Consider the following 20,838-nt stretch of genomic DNA (forward strand, 5'->3'; position numbering starts at 1 on the left):
GCTAATGGCAGTTATTATATTCCCTAAATCCCATTTTCAGTATAATGTCCGACCTCAAAATGATTTTTTGAGGTGGTTATGAGCTTTGCTATTATTGGTATAGGTTGTCGTTTTCCTGGAGGGTATATTCAACAAAGTTCCGCAGAACGAGGGAACATCGGGGCCCACACCAACACGGGGTCTGCCGGCAGTATTGCCGCCAATCGATTGAGTTACTTTTACAACTTGCTTGGTCCGAGTGTGGCAATAGATACGGCCACGACGATTATCCGAGATAAATACAAAATAGATAGATTTCGTGGGCGATGACAACACCCAAGCCTTTGGAAAAATCGCCCGAAGGCGAGGCAAATCTTTCTGGATTTTTGATCGTGAACGATTCATAGAGGGATGGGTGTTTTCTCCACCCTGTCGTTTCAATCTGGGAGATGGTGCTTGGTTGAGAGCCGCCCCAGCGCAAAGCCTTGAATGCGGCTTCTTTGGCGACCCACAAAGAGGCTACGGATGGAGCCTGTTGAACTTCTTCCCTTGTTGCCATTCGCTCCATTGCGGCTGTGGTCACTCTTTTTACAATCTCTATATCAAAACCCACAGGTCCTTTTGTCGTCGCAACAAAACCACCGAAATCTTGACAATGAGAGATTGAAATAAAATGCCCTTCGAGGCTTGGCAATTCTTCTAAATCAAGTAGATTGCGGCGGTCTCGGACTGAATCTTGTCTTTGCTGACCGCCTGCAAGCTCTTGCCATATTCCATGGCGCAATTTCTCGCGAAAGTTGGGTTGTTTCGCACCCCAATCAGATCGCATCCGCAAAATCAAGTCTGGACAACTCAAAAAATGGCGAAAGTGCTCTTCTAAAGTTTTTGGAAATCCATTCATTGCTTAAACCAGACAGATTGAAATAGGTAAAAGAATGTTTATGGCAAGTAGACTTTTAATAAAGTATTTCATAATTATATCCTAATTAATATTGCAGTTGTTTTGTTTAAATCGCCAGTTATTAGAACTATTAAGATTAACTTCGCCAATTCCAAAATTATTATCAAAAAGTCGGTCCGTACTGTTGGCTATAAAAGGGATTATATAGAGTCTTTGAGATACATGTGTTGCACCAAAAGATAATTTAAAAAAGTATACCTTGTAAAAACCACTTTCTTTAGCATATTCGGGCATTTCAATTTTGCGTTCTCCATTTCCATTTTCTCCATAAGAGAGGAATACCTTTGGGTCTTTGTAGCGGTTAATAATTGACTTAGATATGGCAACTGAAGCTCGGTAATAATTACCCCAACCTCCAGTATTGTAATTTTCAGCCTCTAACAAAACAACATTGCAATCTTTATCTCCAAGGTCGTTTCCTTTGGATTGCATTATAAATAGGAGCGTAAATACAAATAATATAGTTTTCATAAGAAGATACCTTTCATTTTTTTTTGGTTTTATAACGTTATGTACCATAAACAAAGCTTTATGTCAATCAATTATTTAGTAAGTACTTACTAAATAAAAACTATATTAATAAAAATTAAGAGTTTAAATACTTTAGAATGTCGGCCTCAAGATCTTTTGGTTCAGTTTGAGGTGCGTATCTATCAAGGACTTTGCCATCCTTGCTTACTAAAAACTTGGTAAAGTTCCATTTAATTGATTCAGAACCTAAAATTCCTGGAGCCTGCACTTTAAGAAACTTATAAAGGGGATCCGCTTTTTCTCCATTTACATCAACTTTTGCAAGAATGGGGAAAGTGACGTCATAGGTTAATTTGCAAAAAGTCTGAATTTCCTCATCTGTGCCTGGCTCTTGGGCTCCGAATTGATTGCAGGGGAAGCCAAGAATCATTAATCCTTTTTCAACATATTTTTTATATAATTCTTCTAATCCTTTGTACTGATTGGTATAGCCGCATTTACTGGCCACATTAACAATCAAAATTACTTTTCCCTTATGCTGTGACAAAGGATAGGGTTCATTTTTATTACTTAAAACAGAAAAATCAAAAAAAGAATTCATGAAAGCTCCTTGATAAACTGGTAGTAGGCAGTCTATATTAGCTCTGATAAAACTTCAAACTTAAGTTAGTTAATTTAGGTAAACAGTTTTTGGAGGTCTCATGAAAAAAATAGCTCTATTAATTTCTGGTTGTGGACATAAAGATGGTGCTGAAATCACAGAAGTCGTTAGTTTGCTCGTAGGTTTAAACAAATGGAATGCGATGGTGACCACGTTTTCTTTGGATATTGAAATAGAAGTGACCAATCACCTGACCAAGAGAATTCAAACAGGAGAAAAAAGAAATATGCTTGCAGAGGCTGCAAGGATCACACGAGGAGAAATTCAAGATTTAAATTCATTGGTTGTCCAAGATTTTGATGGGCTTGCCATTGCTGGGGGAATAGGGGCAGCTATTCACTTTTCAAATTGGGCAGAAAAAGGAAGTGATTGCAAAGTTCACCCAGAAGTTCAAAGAGTCATTGAAGAATTTTATCAAGCTGAAAAGCCTATAGCCGCTGTTTGTATTGCACCGGTTTTATTAGCAAAAGTTTTGGGTTCAAGAGGAATTGCCATCACCCTAGGAAATGATCCCAAAGTATTTGCGGAGGTTAAGAAAACGGGCGCACGGGTAGTCGAATGTCCAGTGAGTGACTATATCACGGATAGAGATCATCGATTGTTGACGACTCCAGCTTTTATGCATGACGCGACTTTTGCTCAAGTATTTGAAGGTATTTCTCTGATGACTAAAGAATTGGTAGAGATGGCGTAATGAAAAAAATAGCACTTATCTTCGGCGGAGTTTCTTCAGAAAGGCTTGTTTCCGTAGCTACAGCCCAAAATCTGGTGAATTTTTTGGAAGATCCAGATATTTATTTTTTAAGTCAAAAAGGACCATGGTATCAAACCGACAAGAACAAATTAATTGAACACCAAAATCCTTTTAAATCAGAATTTATATCCTATGGTGAAAAAGTTGCTGAGGATCTCCTCTCAGCAAAGAAAATCTTGGATGGTAAATGTGTTGTCATAGCACTTCATGGGACCGAAGGCGAGGATGGTTCCATTCAAAAGTTCTTCGAAGAAAATAAGATTTGTTTCACAGGGTCTGGATCTTCATCGAGTGCCCTTTGCTTTGACAAGACCCGGTCTAAAGTGAAGGCTAAAGAATATGGTATTTCTCTAGCTCAAGAGATCGTTCTAGATTTTAAAAAAAATCAGCCAATAGAAGATTTAAAATTATTTTTTAAAAGGCATTCTAAAATAGTTTTAAAGCCTGTAGCCAATGGATCAAGTTTTGGTCTGTTCATTATAGATAATCTTGAAAAACTTCAATCCGCTGTTTCAAGCATTAGAAATTCTAATAATCCCCACTATCTTTGTGAAGAGTTTATTGAAGGTCGAGAAATGACTGTCGGAGTTTTTGAAAACCAAAGTGAAATGAAGGCGCTATGCCCCAGTGAAGTTCTCTTGGATAAAGGTTCTAATTTCGATTATGAAGGAAAGTATTTGGGGATTGGGAGTAAGGAAATCACTCCGGCAATGATTACTGAGAGTGAAAAGAAGCAGTGTCAAGACTTGGCCTTAAAAGCCCATCAGGTTTTTGGATGTTATGGTTATTCAAGAACGGATATGATTTTAACAAGGAGTGGGCCGGTATTTTTAGAAACAAATACCTTGCCTGGAATGACGAAGGCTTCTTTTTATCCCCAACAACTAGCAGCCGATAAAATCTTGTTCAAATATTTTATTGATTCACAAATAGTCATGGCGAGTAAGAGATATCTCTAAGTTAATAGGTCCAGAATTTTTTGGGCCTCAATTTTGCTTTAACTTTCATTGCAATAAAGGTTGTCTTCATAAGAGAGGCATCTTTTTCTGGGGAGAAAAAATGGAAGCAAAAAAAATACAGTACTTTGAGAATGTAAATCATCCAGTTCACAGTGAGTATATCAAAGCGCAAAGTCATTGTGTTTTGTGTGGAAGTATCCTAGAGCTAAATCATACGGCGAATAAAGATAGTAGAACCATCAAAGAGGAGGCTTACTGCCCTCAATGCACTCTGAAAACGAGAGCTAAAATCTATTTATTAAATTAAGACAGGTCTTTGAGTTTGTTTAAGAGTGTATTTAAGAAATAGCTTGGTGCACTGGATGTTTTATTTGACAAGAAAGATGTCAATTCTTTGACGAGATTCATACGGCCAGTGTTGTTGTTTGTTACTAACTTATTGTGAATTTCCTAATTTGAAAAAAGAAGGTTATTGATCCCTGGCCAAAAAGGGTTAAAGTAAAGTTATGTTTGTATCTTTTCTTGAGAGCATTAAGTATGTGGGGCACTTAGTTCCTATTTCATTTCTTAGAGTTTTTTTAGGCTATTATTATTTGGAAGAGGCGATTCAAAAATATTCTGGTGATTTTTTAATAAAGCCAAAAATTGCAGAATCTATATCTGAATTTTTACCCTTAAGTCATGCTCCCGAATGGTATAAGATAATCATATCGAGTCAATTTATTCCCCAGTGGCAATTTTTAGCATTTCTCATTACTGGATTTGAATTGGCAATTGGAATTTCATATATTTTTGGTTATGTCGTAAGGCCCATGGCTCTGGTAGGAATTTTTTTATCAATGAATATGATTTTTATATTGGGGCCTCAATTTGAAGATCTAAATAAAACATTTCTTGCTGTGCATTTTATGATGGCGTGGATTGGGGCTGGTAGATGTTTAGGTTTAGATTATTATTTCTATAAACGTCGTCGTGGGTTTTGGTGGTGAACAGTGCAACATTTTATTTTCTTTCTTTCTACGATTTTTTTTGTATTGATTTTTAGTTTTTTTAATAAGCAAAACAAATCGGATCAAATAAAGCCCACTCTAAGAATATTTGGGTATTCTTCATTTATTTCAAAGTATGGGCCAGGAACCGACTTGAAAGAACTATTTGAAAAAACATGTGACTGCCATATTGATTACATCGAAGGGGCTGATTCAGGAATCCTCTTACAACGAATTAAATTAGAGGGATCTACTTTAGGAGCTGACCTGGTTATTGGATTTGATCAATTCGATTTGCAAAAAGCACTATCCGAAATAAAGTGGAGAAAATTGGATTTTTCCCAACTAGAACTGGATCAAATCATAAAACCGGCGTTAAATAACAATTATTTTGTCCCCTTTGACTGGGGAATCATGGCATTTGTAGGCAGAAAAGATGACTCCTTGGTTCCCCCTAAATCTTTGTCCGATCTTTTGAAGCCGCAATATAAAAGAAAATTTGCATTACAAGATCCAAGGACATCATCTCCTGGAATGCAGTTTTTAGCATGGATTAAAAAGACATTTTCAGATGAAGAATACAAGAAATATATTGAACAGATTATTGATCAGGCACATAGCTTCTCGCCAACATGGTCGGTCTCCTATGGACTCTTTGTTAAGAAACAAGTAAATTTCGTATTTTCATATACGACATCACCACTTTATCATTTAATCTCAGAAAAAAATTCTAATTATTTCGCCATTCCATTTTCAGAAAAACATCCGGTCCAATTTGAATTTTCAGGTATTCCTGCAGACTGTAAAAACTGTGAGAAAGCAGAACAGTTTATTAATTTGATGCTTTCTGAAGAGGGTCAAAAAATAATCATGAATAAAAATTATATGTATCCAGTTTTAAAGTCTGTTCGAGCAGGAACTCCTTTCGAACCTTTAATGGCTTTGGAAAAACTAATCCCTTTTGAAATCCCGTCAGCTAGCGATATAGAAGGTCTGTTCCAAAATTGGTCTGAAGCGAGGAAGGGAAATAGACTTGCGAAATAAAAGAATACTGCAAATGGGGATTGTTATTTTCCTGCTGTATCCCTTTTTAGTATTATTTTTTAGAATATCGGGGAATGTCCATATTGATATGGATGAATTATTTTGGTCTTTGAAGAACACGAGTCTGCAAGCCTTCCTCTCCGCTTTGTTTTCTTTAATTTTTGGCTTTTTTCTATCTTTAGGCGTTTTGAGTTATCAAAATTTGAGTAAATATAGAACGAGCCTGGATCTCTTTTTTCTATTGCCGAGTTTTATTCCTAATTTATTTATTATTATTGCTTTGATGAATTTGATAGATCCATTTCCGATAGGCATGATTGGAATTATTATTGCCCATGTGGTAATAAATACGGGAATCGTTGCGATCTTCTTAAAGAACAACATTCAATTAAAGCTTGGAGTAAGTGGAGAATTAGCCTTAGTCATGGGATCTTCACGAATGAGATTCTTAACTAAGATTTTAATTCCTCAATTAAAAAAAGATTTTTTTGAAATATTTTTTTTCGTTTTTTGTATTTGTTTTTCTAGTTTTTCGATTCCCATGGTTATTGGTGGGGGGAGAGGAGTTAATTTAGAAATTTTAATTTATGAAAAAATAAGAATCTATTCTGATTGGTCAAGTGGGGTTGTCATTGCAACTCTACAAAGTTTAATATTATTTGCATTCTCTTTTTTGACTTTTAAATCCCAGAAATATCAATCAAAGCAAAATTTTAACTTTCAAATTATTTCTTCAAAATCAGTATTGTTATTTTTTTTACTCAGCTATGTATTATTTTTGACTTCCTTTTTTAGAGGGCTATTTGAGGGCACTGGTTTTTCAAGTGACTTGTATTTGTTTAAATCCGAATTATTTTCTGCTTTGTTTGGAACGATAATCCTCTCGACTGCTGTTGGAATGGGTGTTTTTGGTTACTTGATTTTATTATCCTATGTTTGGAAAAACAATATGTTTGCAAAATTTTTACAGGGTTATTTGACTCCGAGTAGCGCTTTAGTGGCCTTATCGCTCTTATTGGTGGGGCCAAATGTAGGGTTCTTCGTTTTTCTAAAAATTTCCATTGCCTTACTTATTCTCTATTCCAGTTTAGCTTATAGGTTAGGTTGGAACTCTTTACTTTACGAGTTAGAAACTGAAAAAGAAAAGGCACTTATTTTGGGAGCAAGTGAAAACCTCATTTTTAAAAAAATCGTCATTCCGTTGGTTTTAAAAAAAGCATTTTTTATTTCCGGTCTTTGTGCCTTTTGGGCTTCGGGGGAGTTTGCTATTTCTAAAATTTTAGCACAAGGTGATTTTACGCTGGCCATGATGACTGAAACTTTTATTTCACAATACAGATTAAGTATAGCTTCATGGCTCACTTTAGTTGTACTATTTTTAGGAGTTTTAATTTTTTACATTTTTATCGGGGTGGGACGTGTCCTTAGTCAAAAAATTGAAGATTCATTATGATGATTTCTCCATCGAGATTGAGAATTGGGAAATTCTGGATAAGGGGGTCACGGTTCTGTGGGGGCCCTCGGGCTCTGGAAAAACATCCGTATTTAGGGGGCTCTTAGGTTTAGAGAAAACAGCCGAATGTTCTTGGGTGTTTAACAATCAGGATATCGGTAAAATTCCAGTTAGGGAAAGAAAAATTGGGGTGGTGTTTCAAAATTACGAGCTATTTTCTCATATGACAGCACTTCAAAATATAAAATTTGCAGCTGAGTCGAGATTGGTTACCAATGAGGAATTTAATAGTAAATTAAATCAACTAACTAAAAAATTAAGAATTGAAAATGTTCTTGATAAAAATATTAAACTGCTGTCGGGGGGGGAGAGGCAACGGGTTGCATTTGCTTTGGCATTAATTGGAAAGCCACGAATTTTATTTCTCGATGAACCCTTTTCTGCTTTAGATGAAGAACTTAAAGAAGAAAGCAGAAACTTAATTAAAAGCATTTTGGTAGATCAAGAAATCCCGGTGCTCCTCATCACCCATGATAAAAGGGATGTTGAATCCCTTGCGCAAAAAGTGAGTACCATTAAAATGGGAAGAATGGTTACCTAGATCTTAATAAATCTTCCACACTTATTAATTTAGAAAAATAGTTTTCAATTTCAGACTGGTCACTAATACTTGAGAAATAGAAATATTCATTTTTTCTAACACTTCATCCAAGTGATTCAGAACCATATTCTCAAATTGTAATCCTACGATGGTTGACCATTGGGGCAAATGTTCAAAAGCTCTTGAAGAGTAAAGTCAGCTGAAATCCGTCCAACGAATTGACTCGCTTTTAAAATATTTTGTTGAATCCTAGTAGAGACAGACCCACAGAGAATAAGAATTAAATTTGTGTGGTCGCTGAAGTGAAGATCCCAGGCATTCTTAAGATGGCTTGGGAAATTTATATCTTGTGATCCCATCCAAGAAATTTCATCGAGTTGGTCTTGGTTTGTTTGTGGAAGTACTGGAGCGACATTTTATGTTGATTTAACTAAAAAAGCATTCCAGTACCAATTAAATACGAGAGGAATGTCAAATAGTAAGACAGCGTAAGATTGAATATGTCTATATATCTACAGTGGAAAAAAAAATCAGTTTCAATTATAGTTCGTAACGAAACAAATTCAGCAAAGGTTGCTGAGGAGAATTTTTAACACGTAGAACGGTTGGTTGTATGGCGAAGCCATTGAGCATTAATTCGTTAAAAATAAAATCTCTGTTTAAAATCTTAATTGTTTTCATTTATTTTACGAATTCGATTGCCTTTTCGACGACAACTAATAATAGATCAAATAGCGACATTAATAGTAATGCCAATGCCAATGGTATGGAGGTTGGTGATCTAGAAGCGGTCACTCCCATTACCGACCCTGAGTTAAAAAACTATTTTATTACTATGGAAGATTTTGCTCAAAGACTTGAGCAAAATGAAGTGCGAAATTCAGAAAGTATCTTTGGGTTAAATAATCAGCGTGTTGAAGTCCAAAATAGATCCTATTCATTAGATCAAGGTCAGATTGAAATCACAAAACCACCAGTCACCTCCTTGAACTACTCCTTTAATTCTCAGAATAAAGAATTTATAATTGAGGGAATCTCAGGTTCCGATGAAAAAGGTCTGAATGGAAAAATCATAGCTAGGCATATTTTTTCTGGTTTTGATGTAGCGTCTGTTGTAGCTGACAATTTATTAGTTATTATTATTGAAAAAAATGGTAAAATATCGGCTATTCCAAAATCAATGATTGTACATTTTGGCTTTGAAGCACCTATTCCAGTCTTTAAAAATCTCAATGGAACTCCCTTGAAATTTAATGATGTGACAAAAGTGAAGTCAGAGTTTTTAACTCTAGCGTCGGATCCTCTTCTAAAAGCAGAAGTGTCATCTGATGAGGTGATGGCAAAGGAATATGAGGCTGGCCAGTTATTAATTTGGGAGCAGAGAGAGGCGGGAGAAAGATCTAATTTGGTGAGGTTACCAACGATTTCATTATTGAATTTTGTGAATGTAGGATTGCGGTATTTAAATGCAGCTTCTCAGCTGGTCACCTTAGATCAAAAAAATGTCAAAGAATTGGAGAGTGTTCTAAAAGAACTCTATGATAAATATGACATAGAATCCTTTGAAGTCTTAAGAAAGAACATGTCGCCTATCGAAACAAGTGTTCTTACTAAGTACTCTCCAGAGAAAGTTTTAAAATCGCTAACTATAGCCAATACTTTGGAAGAAGCAGCGAAAAGCCCGAGAGATAAATTTACCATGTCCGAGTGGGTATCAGAACACAAAATGTTACATGAGAACTCTCATAAGGAATTTGAGCAGAAGACCAAAGAAGCTAAAGAAAAATCAGAAAAAAAAGCCAGTTTGTTAAAAAAAATATTTAAATTAAATAAAAGTATTCAATTTGTAGACCCTGATGATTTTTATCCAAACAATAGCAATTACCAAAAATTCTTACAAAAAAATGAAAGCCCTCTTCAATTTAAAAAGTCAAATTATCAAGTATTTAAGGAAAATGTTAATAAATTTTTAAAATCCAAAGCCGTTACTTTCTTAATGATTGGCTCTCCCGTTTTGGCATTTTACTCTTTACCTTATTTTTATGATAAAAATGAAACCCTAAACCAGATTAAATCCTTATCTTTTATGTACGAAAATATCATTCCTGATGTTTTAAAGGATCATGCCTACCGGACGCCACTAATCATCAGTACGGTGATACAAATTGCCATTATCCCCTTGGTTTACTTATCTGCGTGGGGTTATAAAAATATTATTAAGGCGTTAGCTTTTAGCTATAAAAACTCAGAGTCCCCTTTTGCTCTTAAAGTAAAAGACTTTGCTGCCAAGTATAGGGATCTTACAACTACCCAAGTATTATTAACTATTAATGTAAGATTTTTTAGCATGATTGTGACCCCCTATTGGAAGGTATTAATTGAAGGCTTGCTGGGGCAACGCACTTTTTTCTCTGCAGCGAGGAAAGGTCTAAATCCTTTTAAGGCTATTTCTAAAGATTCTGAAATTGGAAAATTGTTAAATTTGGAAAGATCACGTTTTGTTGGATTAGGCCGCCCCTCATATTCAAAAACGCAACAAGCCAATGAAATTAATCTTAAGATCCAACAACTTCTTTCAGAACAGAAAAGATCTATCGAAATGACAGCTTGGTTGTTAGCGACAAAAGCTATTTCAGAAAAATATGAATTAGATCCTGCCTCCTTATTTATGGTGGCGGAAAATCATCAAGTAAGTTCACTAGAAATATCGAAAATTTTATCAGATCCTGAGCTTAAAAAGAGATGGGAACTTTTGAGTGATAAATTGATCCACGAGTTTAAAAGATTAGACACGTTTAGTGTTGTTAATTTAAAAGAAGGCCTGACGAAAGAACAATTTGCAGAGCTTTATGAGGCAGCAAAAATAGCAGCGGAAAAACTGAATGAGCTGCCAAAATTTTAAACTGAACTGAAAACTCGATATCTGCAATTTAAAAAAGGATTAGCATTTTTAAAAAATTGGGCTGTCAACTTAGGTGATAGGGAAAGTGCCTTTTTAAAGCAAGTTATCCCTGGTAAGTACGTCAGCCAGCAAGTAAACCAAGACTTCCCTATAGATCAAGCTTTAGTGACGATACTTCCTGGTATTGCTGGAGATCAGGCCGATTTGAAAAAGCCAGATTACTTGCTAGCTGATGCTAAGAAAATGTCATTCACATCAGATGCACAAATGAATTCATTGGTAGGAAATGTTTATGGACATTTGGTGTCTTCGGCTTCAACGATGTCTCTTTTGTATGATTCAATAAAGGACGAAGAAGAAACAAGATATAATCCTAGGGAGTACACAAAAACAGTAAATAATGAGTGGAGTCCGGGTTTTTACAGTGCTTCAAAAAGTTGGTTCCTTCACGCTTTTAACCCATTAAAATCAGACGTGGGTGGCCTTGCGGTTCAAAGATATATTTCAAAGATGAACACTATTTTTGCCTCCATCACCTTTAATCTCGTTTCAATGGTTTTAATTTCTGGTCGAGGTGTGGCTTCTTCTTTCAAGTCTTTTGCAATTGGTTTTCTATCTAGTCATAGGATTTACAGTTTTCCATGGGATTTTATTCAAGCAGGAAATCGCCATTTAGGTGAAGAAGCTGAGACGAGATCTAATAATTTTAAAAACATGCAGTATAAAATTTCTCAAGCCCTTAGGGAAAAAGATGAGGAAAAATCGACGAAGTTAATTGATGAAGCTTTTGCCGAAATTATAGATGCCTACATTAAACACAATCCTAAAGCCTTAAAGGAATTATTTAATACACTGAATGATGTTATCGTTGGTCAAGAGCTGCAAGAGGCAATGTCCAAAATAGATTTAAAGAATTTATCTCCTGAGTCTTTGAAGTATTTAGGGTTATTCTCTCAGTTGGTGGTTGCGAAGCAAACTGAAAATAAAGAATTATTTGAAAAAGTAAGGGTGTCTCTTGTGGAGCTTTATGAAAGTAATAAAGAAATTAATTCCACGGAACTCAAAAAACTAAATGCAGAAGGCTTGTTGTTGTTAACTCAAACAGCGCCTCCTGTGCCAACCAAAGAAAATGCCCTAGTCACTTGGATTGCCTCTATCTTGTTTGGTGCCATTTTGACAACGATATTGGGTACTCAATTGGCCCCTTTACTTATGGATCCATCTTATTTGGCCAAGCCGACAGTTGTTTGGGATACCTTTTTAGCTTGTTTGAAATTTACTGGAATTTACTATTTGGTTTTAGGGAAAAAACCTTGGGAATTTTATGTGAAACTTTATAACAAAAGCAAAGAGTTCATTTCTTCAAAGAAGGAGATGTTTTCAATTTCAACCTTATTGTCAACTCAAAGGAAAAGTACACATTTAAAAAGCTTAGACTTAAGAAGTTGCATAAAATATTATTAAGCCATAGGCCAAGATAGTATCAACTGATACTATCTTCTGTAGCTTCGATTTGAGTCACAGGCCTATCCTCTGTTTTAGTTTGGTTATCAATTCAGAGACCATTTCTTGTTTTGAGAATTAATTTTAATTGATTTTCATTTTTTTCCATCAGGAAACTATCAAGTTTAGATTGTTTCCTCCGAAGTTGAAGGGGGCCAATAATTCAAATGGGAGGTAGTTTATGAAAAAGGTTTTTCTACTGATGCTTTTTATGACTGCTTTAGTTCAGCTTTCTAGCTGCAGCAAAAAGAGCACGGATTCAGACACGACAACGACCACGAGCTATGGAGACTTGCCAAGTCAGCTCGCAACAGGTGCCTACTAAGGAAAGGGGGAAATATGAAGTTTAAAATTGGATTCATGATATTCATTATCGCCATCCATGCAAGAATGCCTGAAGACGTTTCCACAAAAGCGTTTGTTAGGTTTAAATTAAATCAAATGCATGAACAATTAGTCAGGGGAGAGTTGCCTATCACTCCTTTTCTAAATGCCATCACGGCGGGGAGTCCTGCCTTTGCTGAAGGTGATACTTCCTGTGAAAAGCAAGAGGCTGTTCGGATAAAATGTTTAGCCGCGTGGACAGACTATGCCCATGGAGCTTTAAAGTATTTTAATGGGACTTTATGTCGTTTTAATAATGAAACAGCTGCTGATGTTGAGACCACTCTTTGTCATTTTCGAAAATCTATGGGCATTAAAGTGGATTTAGCCAGTTTACCTGTTTCTGCGACAAAAACATTTGGAGGTAAAACCATAGTTGTTGAGATTGTAGCCCCCACTGAATCTTGGGCGGTAGCTGCCGGTTATCAAGCCAAGGGAACGGTGACCGTCGGAGGCACTCAGTACATGCTTTTATACTGGGGTGGCAAGGACACACAAACTAAGGGTTTTATGGTTGAGGGCTATGATGCTAACGGGATTGGTGGCAACAGGGCTGGGTATCTTACTTGGGACCTAACAAATGACAATGCCCAATTTGTTAAAATGTACCGTGCTAATTTTCCCTCAGGTTCCTATTTAGGTTCTGCAGCTAAAACTAGTACCAGTTATCGTGGAGATGCTTCAATTTATGGTCAGTTGAATTTCAATAAATCAACGAGTGCCGTGTCCACTCAAGTCATCATGATTGAGGAGCAGAGAGCTGGAGGAACTGCTGGTCAATTCGGATGTTTTAGAATGTATTCCTCTGGAACCAAAGGTGCCCAGGTTACCGTTGCCAAAACACAAAACTCCCTTGGGGGAACGGGGCACAGCGTTTCTAGCACGTCTTTGCAGTTAGATAGTATGGATGGTGTGACTTTAACAGATGCTGTGGGAACGGCAAATGGAACGGGGACTTCATTGAGTTCGCAAAGTGCTTTAGAAACAGCCTTGGGTGTTTCAGGCAGCGTGTTCAAAGTTTCCTGTGCAGATATAAACAATGCTGGGGGAGCCTCAAGTACTTACTTATTTTCTTCTTCAAGAACTCAGAAAGTGGATTTTGCTAAAACCGTCACGGATGTTTTTCCTTAATTAAACCATACAAAGCGTCATCAGAAAAATCACCCAAATCTTTTTCAAGATTTGGGTGATTTATTTAATCTGGTATGAATATAGTGTGTATGGAAGAAATGATGACTGAAAATAATAAACTTAAAATCCGTTTTACTGTTTCCTATGATGGAACTGGTTATTGTGGTTGGCAAAAACAAAATCATAGCAAAATGAGGAGTATTTCCCAGACGATTCAAGAGGCTCTGGAAAAAGTGTTCAAAGAAAAAATAAGTCTTTTTGCAAGTGGTAGAACCGATGCTGGAGTCCATGCGGTGTCTCAGGTTTGTCACTTTGAAACCGCGAAGCCTGAATCCTTTTTTAAAAAATTTGATTTATCCTGGGCAATGAAATCTGTTTTGCCCTCAGAAATTAACATCAAAGAGGCTTGGCTTGCTCCCCGTGAGTTTCATGCAACTCTTTCTGCAACTCATAAGACCTATCGTTATCTTATTTATAACCATCATCGAAGTTCTGTATTTTTACATCGGTATGCCGATTGGATTCGCCAGCCTTTGAGCCTTGATTATCTGAATGAATGCAGTCAGCACTTCATCGGAAAAAAGGATTTTAAAAGCTTTCAGTCGGTGGGGACGCCTGTGTTACATACGGTCAGAAAAATTTATAAGGCTCAATGGGTTCAAAAAAACGATCATGTTCTTGAATTTACCATCACTGGGAGTGGCTTTTTGAAACAAATGGTAAGAAATATTGTAGGGACTCAGGTCAATCTGGAAAGAAAAGGTCTAAAACCAGAAATAATAAAAGATATCATAGAGTTAAAAGACAGAACCAAGGCAGGTCCCGTGGCCCCTCCTCAAGGTTTGTATTTATGTAAGGTTTATTATCCTTTAGAGCTTGACAATAAGTGCCGCAAACTTTAAAAAAACAAGACTTGTGGTCAAGGATTAGTCCCGTTGTATAAATTAATCCTAAACCCTTTCGGAGATGCAAATGAAACAAACAAAGACATTCATGGCGAAATCAGAAGAAGTTTCGCGCAAATGGTACCTCATTGATGCGACTGATAAAAAAGTAGGTCGTATTGCCACCCATATTGCCCATATTTTAAGAGGTAAAAATAAACCAACCTACACTCCACACGCGGATACAGGTGATTTTGTAGTTGTTATCAATACGGACAAAATGGTTTTAACTGGTAACAAATGGAGCAGTAAAAAATATTATCGACATTCTCGATTTTTTGGATCTATGAAGGAATCTACAGCTGCTGAAGTAAAGAAAGAAGATTCTTCTTTTATTATTCACGAAGCCGTCAGAGGAATGCTTCCAACAAACAAGATGTCTCGTCACTTAATTTTAAAAATGAAAGCTTATCCAGGTGCCGTACATGGCCATGCCGCACAAAAACCTGAAGCTTATAATATAGAGTAAAGAGGGAATTGAAAATGGCAAGTACTGATAAATTATTTTATGCGACTGGAAGAAGAAAAACGAGCACCGCAAGGGTTTTTTTAAAACCTGGAAAAGGTCAAGTGACTGTCAACGGCAAAAAGCTTGATGAGTTTATGAGTCGATTGCAATCCAGAATGGTTGTGATGCAGCCTCTAGAACTGTTAAGCCAATCCGAAAAGTTTGATGCGAAAGTGACGGTTCATGGTGGCGGGGAGGCTGGACAAGCAGGAGCTATTCGATTGGGAATGGCAAGGGCACTTCAGGCTTTTAACCCTGAATACAGAGCAACGCTAAAAAAAGCAGGGTACCTCACTCGTGATCAAAGAATGGTTGAGCGTAAGAAATACGGTAAATCTGGAGCACGAAGAAGATACCAATACTCTAAGAGATAATATTTTTAATAATCTAATAGAAAAAAATCTGTTAGAAATGAAAATGAATAGACCAAAAAGAGCTAACTATAAAAAGTTAGCTCTTTTTTTTTTGGAACAAATCAAGTGATTCATTTCGAAATAGTTTCGACATATTTCGTGTCTTACTGTGAGATTAACATCTCTAGATGAGACTCTCTTTAGCCAAAATTTTGAAGTTTCACCTTTTGACTGTAAACTGTGGTTATAGACTAAGGTCGGGGGCGTGGAATGAGAAAAAATGTTTATATAAAAATTTTCATGTTGTCTTATGCCAGCCTGGCCATGATAGGTTCATTTCAAAATTGTGCCCAATCTAAAGTTGGAAAGGGCAACGAACTTGTTCCTGGAACAATAACACCAGTTGAAAACCTTGATTCCGGTGAAAGTAAAAACCCGAAATTGAATTCTGTGGACCTAAAAAATGCTTCAAGCTTAGACCTTCAAGTAAATTCCTTATTTTCAAAAAATAATCGAAATGAAAAGCCTCGTCTTTTAATAAATTTATCCAATGGTGAAATGAGGCAAGTGAATCTAGAAGGACAAGTGGTTAGTCAAATACGTCTTTGCCTTTTGCAAGAGGAGTTGTCTGAATTAAGTGCCATTATTGACACCGCAGAAATTTGTACCACTGATTCTAAGGTCAGCTCGGATGCCGTGTGCACCTTGGAATACATTTATCCTTACGCAAAAGTGCAGCTTAGTTCAAATGAAATCATAAACCTTGGAGAAAAAACTGGGGGTTGTGGAAATGTTTTGGATCTTTGTGAAGAACATAAAAAAGCGCTGAATGGATTTATATCCTATTTGTCTTCAAATTTAGATAATAGAAAGTGTTTGTAGTATTCTACACTTTTAGAATTTCATTAAGAATATTTAATCTATCTAGTTCTGGGTGGCATATCCAAACACCTGTCTGATGAGGATTCTTTTGAGAAATAAATCCAACAGCCTGGCTGCCAGTTGGACAGGTTCCAAGACAGCTTGAGTTCATAACCCTAATCTTACCTTTTAAACCTTTGGAGTTTAGTTCCGTTTTTAAGAAATCTTTTAAGTTTTCACCAGGATTACCTGTTTGATTTAATGAATCCTTGGAGATATCTTTGCCACACTTGGTGCAGATAAAGACAGAAAGCTCACTCCAAGATAGGTTTTCGGTTTTCATTAATTACCTCCATATTTTTTAATGAACAAAGTTCAGAATACTTAATCTTACCCAAGTCTGTTCTTGGAATGAAATCTATTATAAAATATAACTTAATTTGTTCAAAAGGTAATAATTTTTTATTAAATTCTTGGATCCTAGGAATAATTTTTTCCGAAACAAAATTATTTAAGGCAGAGGATGACTCAAGGAATGGATTTAGAGATTCTTGAGAAATAATTAAAACTAACTTGTTTTCATTTCTCAAGTCAGGAATAGAGATAATTGTCATCTCAACTCTCACTTGCTGAGCCTCCATTTCCTGAAGTAAAAGTGAACGGAGGGAAAACAAATTCACTAATTCACCTTTAATTTTAATTAAGTCCTTTTCTCGACCTTTCAGAAAGAAGAGTCCTTCTTTAGATTCAGCAAGATCTTCGGAAATCCAAAAATTATTTACAATTTTTGGGGGAGTGAAGATAAATTTTTTATCGGAACCTTGTTCTGACAAATATCCCGAAAACAAAGAATCGCATTGAATCATCAAATTATTTTCTTTTGAAATTTTAAACTGACAACCAGGCAAGCCAGAGTAGGAATCATCAGTTTGGTCAGAAGTTGCGACCATACTTGCAGTCTCTGTCATTCCAAATGTTTTTACAATAGGCCAATCTAGGGATTTGGCAGCAACAAAAAGACTTTCAGATAAAGAACCTCCGCCGACAAAAACAAGTCTTAAGTGTTTGGGAGCTTTTAATTTTTGATTTACAATATCAAAAATTTGTGTAGGAACTAAGGAGGTAAGATGAATGTTATTTTTGTATAGGGTTTCGTAAAAAAGAGATAAGCTCCATTTATCAAGATGAAATACATTTTGTTGGAATTCGTAGGCCCGAGCGACGATTCCAAGTCCTCCAACGTGAAACAGAGGTAAGGTCAGAAGCCAATTTTCATTTCTAGAAAAATTAAAAAAACTTCCAACGCATTTTGCGGAGTTTAACAGAGCTTGTATTTTTAACAGAACCAGTTTCAGATAGAAAGATTGAGTGCCTGAGGTCGGCACCAGAATCACAGGGGAATCAAATTCTTTATTTTCTTTAAAGAAATCTTGAACACGAACTAATAATTCATTTTGTTTAGTTTCTGATAAGTGAGAATTGAGAACCAGAAAGTTTTTGTTTTCAAAGAGCTCATCAAGGTTTTTAGGATTTAAAGAATAGAGAGTCATTTTCGTAACCCTTGGAGAGCAGAAGATTTTCTAAATTCTGTAGATTTTAAAAAAGAGAAGAATTCACCAAATCTCTTTTCTGGACTTTCACAAATGGCCGTTTGAAAAGGGTAAAATAAATCAAAAGGATGGTTTTCAAAAAGCGAAAAGGTGTGAAGGCCAGGAGTGGTAAAGTTTTTAGGAAATTCCTTTTTCAAAAAGGAATAATAGAGATAAGATCTCCAGGTTCCAACTGGCGAATCCATCATATTTGTTACTGTTATTTTTTTGTTTTCAGAAATTAATTTTAAAATAAAATCATAAGAAATAGAACGTGTGGGTTTTAGAATAATATATTGAGCCATCTTGGGTACTTCAATTTTATTTCCAATTTGATCGTAGGCTAAAGGAAAAAGGCTGGCGAGAAGAGTCCATTCTTTTTCAGAGTAGGGCGTCGGGTCTTCCAAGTATTCTAAGTTAGGTATTTTTTTCAATGCAGAATAAGCATCAGAAATATTTTTTGTTTCTAAACAGGAATTAAAATCTAGCCTGATTTCAAAGTGATTCAAGTTTTGCTTTAGTAGCAATCTGATTTCCTGTTCAAAATTTTTCGTTATTTTAAATTTTATGGTTTCAAATCCAAGTGATTGGAGTTTTTCCAATTCTAAGGGCAAAAGATCTGATGGGAAAGCGTTGAAGACATAGTTTGTCTTTACATTTGCAAAAGAAAGATCCGCAGATCGTGGAAAAATGAAATCTTTATAAAATAAAAGTTCTTGATTAATTAATTTCTTAATTTGTAGGTTCACTTCTAATTTTAAATGTTCTTGCTTTTCGTCTCCCAGCTCAGGCCAATAAATATAATCAAAATAAGTTGAAAAAAAATCTTGTACTTTAGAAAGCAAAGGATTGTTGTTAAAGGACTCCTCTGATTTAAGTTTAAGCCAAAGACCTCGTCTTTCATTATTATTAATTACCAAAGAGTTAAGAGGCTGCTTTGGTATAAAAGAATAATCAGAGGTGAAATAATTTTCTAACATTTTTAAAACAATTTCCTTAAATAATAAATCCAATAGAAATACAAAGACCAAAAAGCAAATGCAAAGCGGCGGCTTGTGCCAGGAATTTGTTGTAAATAGGGCCAGGCGGGTGAATCGATACATTTCTCGTTATTTTAATTGCCAAAGGGAGTGACAAAAAGGGGATTATAAAAACGAAAGGCTTATGGGAGACGAGCCAAAACAGATTTAAAAAGAATGGAAGAAGGCACAAGGCTCTAATTTCAAATTTGGCGAAATCAATTCCAAACCTTACCGCAAGTGTTTTTTTGTTAGCAAGAGTGTCCCCGTGAACGTCTCTCAGGTTATTCAAGGCAATTAATACCGTGGCCAGCAATCCAATTTGGAGTCCTAATACCCAGGATCCCCAATTTATATATTGAGTGTGTAAATAGAAAATTCCCTGTACCGCAACAAATCCAAAAAATAAGATAACAAATAAATCACCAAGCCCTTTGTAAGCCAAAGGGTAGGGGCCAGCCGTGTAGCCGTATCCAAAAAGAATAGATACAATGCCGACAGTCACCATCGGCCATCCACCAATAAGTACCAAGGGTATCCCTAAGATAAGGGCCAGAAAAAAAAAGAGTGAGGCGATCAACATGACTTGAGTAAATGAAAAAATACCAGCTTGCGTGACTCTCTTGGGACCAATTCGGTTTTCAGTATCCGCACCTTTTTTGAAATCAATGGCATCATTAACCAAATTGGTTCCAATTTGAATAAACACCGCTGAAAATAAAGCGTAGAAAAAAACTCTTAAACTCCAAGCCGTTGATAAACTGGAAGCATAGCAAGTTCCAGCCAAACACGGAACAAAGGCGGCGGTGAGGGTTTTTGGACGAGCTGCCAATCCTAGGCTCTTGACGATAGAGAAAAAATCATTCGGTGCGGTCGTACTCATTAGTTAAGGTAATCTTGGAAATTTATCAAAATTTGGTTTTCGTTTCTCAACGTAGGCATTGCGACCTTCTTGAGCTTCTTCACTCATGTAATAAAGTAAAGTTGCATTTCCAGCTAGGTCCAGTAAACCCATTTGACCATCACAATCGGCATTAAGACAGGCTTTCAGGCAACGAAGAGAAAGGGGAGAGTGTTCTAGCATTTCACGACACCATTTGACTGTTTCAATTTCTAAATCTTCAACGGGAACTATATGGTTCACAAGGCCCATATCTAAAGCCTGCTGAGCATTATATTGCCGACATAAAAACCAAATCTCCCGAGCTTTTTTTTGTCCCACAATTCGGGCTAAATAACTGGAACCTAGGCCTCCATCAAAAGAACCGACCTTGGGACCTGTCTGACCAAAACGGGCATTATCCGCAGCAATAGAGAGATCACAGACAACATGGAGCACATGTCCGCCACCAATGGCATATCCAGCAATCATAGCCACCACGGGTTTGGGCATTTGGCGAATTTGCTTTTGGACATCTAGTATATTCAAACGAGGTATGCCATCTGATCCAACATATCCCGCTTCACCACGAACTCTTTGATCTCCGCCAGAGCAAAAGGCCATAGGTCCTTCACCGCACAAGATAATGACCCCCACAGTAGAGTCTTCCCTAACAAGATGAAAGGCCTCCTGCAATTCAAAAACCGTCTGGGGTCTAAAGGCATTTCTAACTTCAGGTCTATTGATGGTGATTTTTGCAATACCATCCGTAGTTTTTTCCAGCTTGATATCGGAAAATTTCTTTAATGGAAGCCATTCAGCACCTGATTTAATTTTTCTTTCTTGATGTTTTTTTGTAAATTCTTTTGATGATAATTCCATGCCCTAGAAG

General features: G+C 36.3%; 24 protein-coding genes. 16 read left to right on the top strand and 8 right to left on the bottom strand.

Going from position 1 to position 20,838, the window contains the following annotated elements; all coding sequences use genetic code 11:
- The first annotated feature begins 78 nt into the window (after positions 1-78).
- Entirely contained in the window at positions 79-309 is a 231-nt protein-coding gene (locus tag J0M15_04050; protein MBN8536196.1) for a hypothetical protein, read from the top strand.
- Here the strand turns inward: J0M15_04050 and J0M15_04055 are convergent.
- The 3 genes from J0M15_04055 to J0M15_04065 form a co-directional block, all read right to left on the bottom strand.
- On the bottom strand, positions 266-880 hold the full coding sequence (locus tag J0M15_04055; protein ID MBN8536197.1) for a 4'-phosphopantetheinyl transferase superfamily protein: 615 nt from the start codon (positions 878-880) through the stop codon (positions 266-268). The genes J0M15_04050 and J0M15_04055 overlap by 44 nt on opposite strands.
- An 81-nt stretch (positions 881-961) precedes the next feature.
- Complete coding sequence (locus tag J0M15_04060) at positions 962-1,411, bottom strand: hypothetical protein (protein MBN8536198.1); 450 nt, start codon at positions 1,409-1,411, stop codon at positions 962-964.
- 115 nt (positions 1,412-1,526) lie between these two features.
- A complete protein-coding gene (locus tag J0M15_04065; GenBank protein MBN8536199.1) occupies positions 1,527-2,012 on the bottom strand; it encodes a glutathione peroxidase in 486 nt (161 codons plus the stop codon).
- Between the two features lie 100 nt (positions 2,013-2,112).
- Here J0M15_04065 and elbB point away from each other — a divergent pair, with 100 nt between their 5' ends.
- The 15 genes from elbB (at position 2,113) to J0M15_04140 (ending at position 16,479) form a co-directional block, all read left to right on the top strand.
- The gene (elbB, locus tag J0M15_04070; protein ID MBN8536200.1) at positions 2,113-2,766 is read left to right on the top strand and encodes an isoprenoid biosynthesis glyoxalase ElbB; all 654 of its coding nucleotides are present in this window, start codon (positions 2,113-2,115) and stop codon (positions 2,764-2,766) included.
- Positions 2,766-3,785 (top strand): ATP-grasp domain-containing protein, encoded by a 1,020-nt coding sequence (locus J0M15_04075; GenBank protein ID MBN8536201.1) that lies wholly within the window; start codon positions 2,766-2,768, stop codon positions 3,783-3,785. The genes elbB and J0M15_04075 overlap by 1 nt, the downstream gene beginning before the upstream one ends.
- 100 nt (positions 3,786-3,885) lie before the next feature.
- Positions 3,886-4,092: a hypothetical protein gene (locus J0M15_04080; GenBank protein ID MBN8536202.1), complete on the top strand. Its 207-nt coding sequence runs from the start codon at positions 3,886-3,888 to the stop codon at positions 4,090-4,092.
- Between the two features lie 199 nt (positions 4,093-4,291).
- Complete coding sequence (locus J0M15_04085; GenBank protein ID MBN8536203.1) at positions 4,292-4,774, top strand: DoxX family membrane protein; 483 nt, start codon at positions 4,292-4,294, stop codon at positions 4,772-4,774.
- A gap of 3 nt (positions 4,775-4,777) precedes the next feature.
- On the top strand, positions 4,778-5,818 hold the full coding sequence (locus J0M15_04090) for a thiamine ABC transporter substrate-binding protein (protein ID MBN8536204.1): 1,041 nt from the start codon (positions 4,778-4,780) through the stop codon (positions 5,816-5,818).
- A gap of 88 nt (positions 5,819-5,906) precedes the next feature.
- Positions 5,907-7,271 carry an ABC transporter permease subunit gene (locus J0M15_04095; protein MBN8536205.1) on the top strand — a complete coding sequence of 455 codons (1,365 nt, stop codon included), beginning with the start codon at positions 5,907-5,909 and terminating at the stop codon, positions 7,269-7,271.
- Entirely contained in the window at positions 7,237-7,872 is a 636-nt protein-coding gene (locus J0M15_04100; GenBank protein ID MBN8536206.1) for an ATP-binding cassette domain-containing protein, read from the top strand. Before J0M15_04095 ends, J0M15_04100 begins: the two co-directional genes overlap by 35 nt.
- 613 nt (positions 7,873-8,485) lie before the next feature.
- Positions 8,486-10,774 carry a hypothetical protein gene (locus tag J0M15_04105; GenBank protein ID MBN8536207.1) on the top strand — a complete coding sequence of 763 codons (2,289 nt, stop codon included), beginning with the start codon at positions 8,486-8,488 and terminating at the stop codon, positions 10,772-10,774.
- Positions 10,775-10,939: 165 nt separating this feature from the next.
- Positions 10,940-12,238, top strand: coding sequence for a hypothetical protein (locus tag J0M15_04110; protein MBN8536208.1), 1,299 nt, complete (start codon positions 10,940-10,942; stop codon positions 12,236-12,238).
- 220 nt (positions 12,239-12,458) lie between these two features.
- On the top strand, positions 12,459-12,602 hold the full coding sequence (locus tag J0M15_04115) for a hypothetical protein (GenBank protein MBN8536209.1): 144 nt from the start codon (positions 12,459-12,461) through the stop codon (positions 12,600-12,602).
- A gap of 14 nt (positions 12,603-12,616) precedes the next feature.
- On the top strand, positions 12,617-13,792 hold the full coding sequence (locus J0M15_04120; protein ID MBN8536210.1) for a hypothetical protein: 1,176 nt from the start codon (positions 12,617-12,619) through the stop codon (positions 13,790-13,792).
- Between the two features lie 98 nt (positions 13,793-13,890).
- Positions 13,891-14,694, top strand: a complete 804-nt coding sequence (gene truA, locus J0M15_04125; GenBank protein MBN8536211.1) for a tRNA pseudouridine(38-40) synthase TruA — start codon at positions 13,891-13,893, stop codon at positions 14,692-14,694.
- Positions 14,695-14,764: 70 nt separating this feature from the next.
- Positions 14,765-15,205, top strand: a complete 441-nt coding sequence (rplM, locus tag J0M15_04130) for a 50S ribosomal protein L13 (GenBank protein MBN8536212.1) — start codon at positions 14,765-14,767, stop codon at positions 15,203-15,205.
- A gap of 14 nt (positions 15,206-15,219) precedes the next feature.
- Positions 15,220-15,618, top strand: a complete 399-nt coding sequence (gene rpsI / locus J0M15_04135; GenBank protein ID MBN8536213.1) for a 30S ribosomal protein S9 — start codon at positions 15,220-15,222, stop codon at positions 15,616-15,618.
- 249 nt (positions 15,619-15,867) lie between these two features.
- A complete protein-coding gene (locus J0M15_04140; protein ID MBN8536214.1) occupies positions 15,868-16,479 on the top strand; it encodes a hypothetical protein in 612 nt (203 codons plus the stop codon).
- Positions 16,480-16,483: 4 nt separating this feature from the next.
- Here J0M15_04140 and J0M15_04145 read toward each other — a convergent pair whose 3' ends face one another.
- The 5 genes from J0M15_04145 to menB are packed head-to-tail and all read right to left on the bottom strand — an operon-like array spanning position 16,484 to position 20,828.
- Positions 16,484-16,801 (bottom strand): (2Fe-2S) ferredoxin domain-containing protein, encoded by a 318-nt coding sequence (locus tag J0M15_04145; protein MBN8536215.1) that lies wholly within the window; start codon positions 16,799-16,801, stop codon positions 16,484-16,486.
- Positions 16,773-18,008: an AMP-binding protein gene (locus tag J0M15_04150; GenBank protein MBN8536216.1), complete on the bottom strand. Its 1,236-nt coding sequence runs from the start codon at positions 18,006-18,008 to the stop codon at positions 16,773-16,775. Before J0M15_04150 ends, J0M15_04145 begins: the two co-directional genes overlap by 29 nt.
- Positions 18,005-19,060, bottom strand: coding sequence for a hypothetical protein (locus J0M15_04155; GenBank protein MBN8536217.1), 1,056 nt, complete (start codon positions 19,058-19,060; stop codon positions 18,005-18,007). The genes J0M15_04150 and J0M15_04155 overlap by 4 nt, the downstream gene beginning before the upstream one ends.
- A complete protein-coding gene (gene menA / locus J0M15_04160) occupies positions 19,044-19,949 on the bottom strand; it encodes a 1,4-dihydroxy-2-naphthoate octaprenyltransferase (GenBank protein ID MBN8536218.1) in 906 nt (301 codons plus the stop codon). The genes J0M15_04155 and menA overlap by 17 nt, the downstream gene beginning before the upstream one ends.
- 3 nt (positions 19,950-19,952) lie before the next feature.
- Entirely contained in the window at positions 19,953-20,828 is an 876-nt protein-coding gene (gene menB / locus J0M15_04165) for a 1,4-dihydroxy-2-naphthoyl-CoA synthase (GenBank protein MBN8536219.1), read from the bottom strand.
- Between the last annotated feature and the right edge of the window lie 10 nt (positions 20,829-20,838).

It is taken from the genome of Deltaproteobacteria bacterium, assembly GCA_017302835.1.
In the GTDB taxonomy this organism is placed as follows: Bacteria; Bdellovibrionota; Bdellovibrionia; order Bdellovibrionales; family Bdellovibrionaceae; genus UBA2316.

Excerpts from the sequence above, each read along its gene's own strand:
- J0M15_04140 (MBN8536214.1), top strand. The coding sequence starts at position 15,868 with ATGAGAAAAAATGTTTATATAAAAATTTTCATGTTGTCTTATGCCAGC.
- J0M15_04060 (MBN8536198.1), bottom strand. The coding sequence starts at position 1,411 with ATGAAAACTATATTATTTGTATTTACGCTCCTATTTATAATGCAATCC.
- J0M15_04080 (MBN8536202.1), top strand. The coding sequence starts at position 3,886 with ATGGAAGCAAAAAAAATACAGTACTTTGAGAATGTAAATCATCCAGTT.
- menA (MBN8536218.1), bottom strand. The coding sequence starts at position 19,949 with ATGAGTACGACCGCACCGAATGATTTTTTCTCTATCGTCAAGAGCCTA.
- truA (MBN8536211.1), top strand. The coding sequence starts at position 13,891 with ATGATGACTGAAAATAATAAACTTAAAATCCGTTTTACTGTTTCCTAT.
- rplM (MBN8536212.1), top strand. The coding sequence starts at position 14,765 with ATGAAACAAACAAAGACATTCATGGCGAAATCAGAAGAAGTTTCGCGC.
- elbB (MBN8536200.1), top strand. The coding sequence starts at position 2,113 with ATGAAAAAAATAGCTCTATTAATTTCTGGTTGTGGACATAAAGATGGT.
- J0M15_04050 (MBN8536196.1), top strand. The coding sequence starts at position 79 with ATGAGCTTTGCTATTATTGGTATAGGTTGTCGTTTTCCTGGAGGGTAT.
- J0M15_04085 (MBN8536203.1), top strand. The coding sequence starts at position 4,292 with ATGTTTGTATCTTTTCTTGAGAGCATTAAGTATGTGGGGCACTTAGTT.
- J0M15_04145 (MBN8536215.1), bottom strand. The coding sequence starts at position 16,801 with ATGAAAACCGAAAACCTATCTTGGAGTGAGCTTTCTGTCTTTATCTGC.
- menB (MBN8536219.1), bottom strand. The coding sequence starts at position 20,828 with ATGGAATTATCATCAAAAGAATTTACAAAAAAACATCAAGAAAGAAAA.
- J0M15_04065 (MBN8536199.1), bottom strand. The coding sequence starts at position 2,012 with ATGAATTCTTTTTTTGATTTTTCTGTTTTAAGTAATAAAAATGAACCC.
- J0M15_04095 (MBN8536205.1), top strand. The coding sequence starts at position 5,907 with ATGGATGAATTATTTTGGTCTTTGAAGAACACGAGTCTGCAAGCCTTC.
- rpsI (MBN8536213.1), top strand. The coding sequence starts at position 15,220 with ATGGCAAGTACTGATAAATTATTTTATGCGACTGGAAGAAGAAAAACG.
- J0M15_04055 (MBN8536197.1), bottom strand. The coding sequence starts at position 880 with ATGAATGGATTTCCAAAAACTTTAGAAGAGCACTTTCGCCATTTTTTG.
- J0M15_04105 (MBN8536207.1), top strand. The coding sequence starts at position 8,486 with ATGGCGAAGCCATTGAGCATTAATTCGTTAAAAATAAAATCTCTGTTT.
- J0M15_04150 (MBN8536216.1), bottom strand. The coding sequence starts at position 18,008 with ATGACTCTCTATTCTTTAAATCCTAAAAACCTTGATGAGCTCTTTGAA.
- J0M15_04075 (MBN8536201.1), top strand. The coding sequence starts at position 2,766 with ATGAAAAAAATAGCACTTATCTTCGGCGGAGTTTCTTCAGAAAGGCTT.
- J0M15_04120 (MBN8536210.1), top strand. The coding sequence starts at position 12,617 with ATGAAGTTTAAAATTGGATTCATGATATTCATTATCGCCATCCATGCA.
- J0M15_04115 (MBN8536209.1), top strand. The coding sequence starts at position 12,459 with ATGAAAAAGGTTTTTCTACTGATGCTTTTTATGACTGCTTTAGTTCAG.